The sequence below is a fragment of the Candidatus Bathyarchaeota archaeon genome, from assembly GCA_026014725.1.
Taxonomy (GTDB): Archaea; Thermoproteota; Bathyarchaeia; order Bathyarchaeales; family Bathycorpusculaceae; genus Bathycorpusculum.
The window spans coordinates 1-3,174 of sequence record JAOZHV010000024.1 but is presented as its reverse complement, the minus strand read 5'-3'; the positions used below and the strand labels follow the sequence as shown (position 1 = coordinate 3,174).

Annotated in this window: 4 protein-coding genes; 1 reads left to right on the top strand and 3 read right to left on the bottom strand. The window is 50.1% G+C overall.

Features of this window, described 5'->3' with window-relative positions:
- The first annotated feature begins 172 nt into the window (after positions 1–172).
- Positions 173–382, top strand: coding sequence for a winged helix-turn-helix domain-containing protein (locus tag NWE95_04010; protein ID MCW4003061.1), 210 nt, complete (start codon positions 173–175; stop codon positions 380–382).
- Here the strand turns inward: NWE95_04010 and NWE95_04005 are convergent.
- The 3 genes from NWE95_04005 to NWE95_03995 all read right to left on the bottom strand — a co-directional run.
- Positions 379–1,437 (bottom strand): ABC transporter ATP-binding protein, encoded by a 1,059-nt coding sequence (locus NWE95_04005; GenBank protein MCW4003060.1) that lies wholly within the window; start codon positions 1,435–1,437, stop codon positions 379–381. The genes NWE95_04010 and NWE95_04005 overlap by 4 nt on opposite strands.
- 34 nt (positions 1,438–1,471) lie before the next feature.
- Positions 1,472–2,191 carry an ABC transporter permease gene (locus tag NWE95_04000; GenBank protein MCW4003059.1) on the bottom strand — a complete coding sequence of 240 codons (720 nt, stop codon included), beginning with the start codon at positions 2,189–2,191 and terminating at the stop codon, positions 1,472–1,474.
- 12 nt (positions 2,192–2,203) lie between these two features.
- A partial coding sequence (locus NWE95_03995; GenBank protein ID MCW4003058.1) for a substrate-binding domain-containing protein occupies positions 2,204–3,174 on the bottom strand: 971 nt, incomplete at its 5' end.

Genomic DNA, 3,174 nt, shown 5'->3' with positions numbered 1-3,174 from the left:
ACGTGCGCTTTGGCTGAGGCTTTGCCTGATGCTTTTGTGTGGAACAGTGTTGGAAACCTCTACCAACTTTAGCAAATACAGCCTTTTCTCTTGCGTTTTAGAGATTTTTGCGGTAAACTGAATAGCAAGTCATGCTTACTATACTTGGTGATGTTGTATGAGCCTTGAGGAGTTGACGAAGGAACAGCTCTGGCTTATACTCGTTGAAACAGTGCACGCTGCAGTGATGTACCCCGCGCATAAGGCGTACACAAGGGAGGAGATTCTGCGCGAAAAACCCGACATAACCCCCGCCGAGTTAGCGGCAAGGCTGAACATGCCGCTTGGTGAAGCACTCGTCATACTGCGCGAGCTATCGGAAGAAAGAAAAAGCAAAGCCTAAAGCACCTGCACACTTGACGCTTTGAAGGCAATGTAGACTTCGGAGTTCAAGTTAAGCCCCATCTCGCTGAAGGACCTCTTGGTTATCTGAACCGTGAAAGGCTTACCCACGTTAACCTTAAGCTTCACAAGCGAGCCCGAATCCTCGATTTCCGTTATTCTGCCTTTGAAAACGTTTCGGGCGCTGGACTCCACCGCGCTTTTGGAGAGAATAATGTCTTGAGGGTTAACGAACAGAGATACTTCACCTTGCTTCTGCGCTGTGACTTCAACTTGCACGCCGTTGCCTATGTCCACCATCGTGGTGCCCGCCGCCGTTGCCTTGGCGGTTCCAGCGAAAGTGTTGTCCACCGCGGCGAACCGCGCTAGGTTCCGAGAGAGGTTGCCGAAAACGTCTGCGGGCGAGCCGACCTCAGTTATTTTTCCCTCGTTCATCAGCGCTATGCGGTGCGGCAAGGCTTTTGCTTGGAACATGTTGTGCGTAGCCATAACGATGGTGGTTTTGTGTTCGCGGTTAACTGCGGCGATGACTTCCTCAATAATGGCGGCGTTTTTTGGGTCTAAGTTCGCTGTAGGTTCGTCCAAGAGCAGAAGCTTGGTCTTAAGCGCCACGGCGCGGGCTATTGCTACGCGTTGTTGTTCTCCGCCTGAGAGCTTTCTTGCGGGTCGTTTCTCGAAGCCTTCTAGCTTCACCAGTTTCAGCGCTTCCTTCACTTCTTCTTCACATGCAGCTCTTGGGGTTTTTCTTATTTTCAAACCGTAGGCAACATTGCTGTAAACTGATGAGTCGAAGAGGGTTGTTTTCTGGAAGACAAGCGTGCTTTGCAGCCGCATTTTCTCAACGTTTTTAGCCGTGACTACTTCGCCTTGGAACTTGACTTCACCGCTTGTAGGCGCTTCGATTAGCGCGAGGATTTTCAGCAGCGTTGTTTTTCCCGAACCATTTGGTCCCAGAAGCGCTAGGATTTCGCCTTCCTGTATCTGCAAGTTGACTTGGTCAACTACGGTTTTGTCTCCGTATGCTTTGGTCACTTTCTTCAATTCAGCCGTTATCAACAGTTTCTCTTAACCTCCAGTCAACGCTCATGCCCTACTGCGGGTTTCTCCACAGCACGAACAGTATTTTCGCTTTCCGCGCTATAATCAACATCACATTTATCCCGAACACAATAACCATCAACAATATTCCCAGTGCAATAGCGACGTCCAGTTCGCCCCTTGCTGTGTAACGCGAAATCGCCGTTGTCAGTACGTCAGTTAAGCCTGCTATGTTTCCGCCTACAAGCAGCGCGACGCCTAGTTCGGCGATTGCGCGGTTAAAGCTGGCGATGTTGCTTAGGAGGACGCCGTTTAACGCTTCCTTCAGTACGGCTATTGCTGCTTGTGATTCTGAGGCGCCCAGTGTTTTCGCCAAGTTCATGATTTCTGGGTCAACTGCCTCTATGGCGTTGGACATTATGCTGATTAGTATGGGCGTTACAAGTACGGCTTCGCCGAGGATTATGGCTGCAGGCGTGTAAAGCAAGCCTAAAAAGCCTAAGGGTCCGCTTTTCGAAAAAATGAGGAACAACACTAAACCGAGCACCACGGTGGGTACGCCTATCAGAGAGTTGAAGAACGCTTTGATTATTGATTTGCCTCGGAAGTTTCTGATGCTTATTAGCAATGCGATGGGTGTTCCCCACAGCATGGCTAACACGACGGCGATGCCTGAGAAAAAAAGGGTGCGTGAGACTATGCCGTACAGCGTTGGGTCGCCTGTAGCTATTAGCTCGAATGCTTTTGTTATGCCGCCGAGTACGTCAACCATTGTTGTAAGCCTCTAACTGTAAAGTTGCGGGTAGTCTTTTCTGAATTGCGGTGGGCATTCGGAGCCGTCGAAGAAGGCGGCGCTTTTTATCCAGCTGACTATCGGCTGGGGCGCGTTGCTCTTTAGCGGTTGCACTGCACCGTGGAAGAGGCTTTCCCCATAATTGGCTTTGCCGTAGTCTGTTATGACCTGTTGTGCTTCATCGGATACCAAGTATTCTATGAAGTTCATGGCGTCAGGGTAGTTGATTTGCTCGTGGTAGGTTTGGTTTACAGCTATGACGCTATAGACATTAAGCAAAGCTTGCTCTTCAGTTATTAGCGCAGACAAGGAGATTACGCCGTCGGTGTAGAATTTCAAGTAGGTACCTATGTCTGCGAGCGTGTAGGCTGTTTTTTGGTTAGCCACGTTCAAGGCGTCACCCATGCCTGAGCCTACGCTTGCGTACCATGGTTCAGCAGATACAAGCGTGTAGTTGTAGCCTGCGGCTTTCCAGAGGCTCTGCTCTTTGGAATGTGTGCCCGAGTTGTCGCCTCGAGAGACCCATACTTTGGTTTGTCCCGGCTGGTCAGATAGGCTTTCACCGTAGGCTGCTATGCTTTTTAGCGCTTCGGTTGCGTTTTTTCCCGTGATTCCCGCTGGGTCATTTTCGGGTCCGACTATGGTGAAGAAATTGTAGGCAATTATTTTCCTGTTTACACCGTAGCCTTGCTCGAGGAAGGTTTTCTCCATGGCTGGCGAGTGGATGAGGATGACTTCGGCGTCGCCGTTTTGGGCGTGTTGGATGGCTATGCCTGTTCCTGCGGAGATTATGTTGATGTCCACGTTGTGGGTTGCTTCGTAGCGTTTTTCGATTTCGTCCAGCAGTGCTGTGTCGTAGAGGCTTGTGGTTGTGGAGATTATTAGGCGTCTTTTGGCGAAGTAGTTGAAGTAGGCTACTGTGCCAGCGATTAGGATTACGGTTGATAGTGTTGCGATTATGA

Bases quoted from the DNA above. Each gene is read 5' to 3' on its own strand.
- NWE95_04000 (MCW4003059.1), bottom strand. From the start codon at position 2,191: ATGGTTGACGTACTCGGCGGCATAACAAAAGCATTCGAGCTAATAGCT.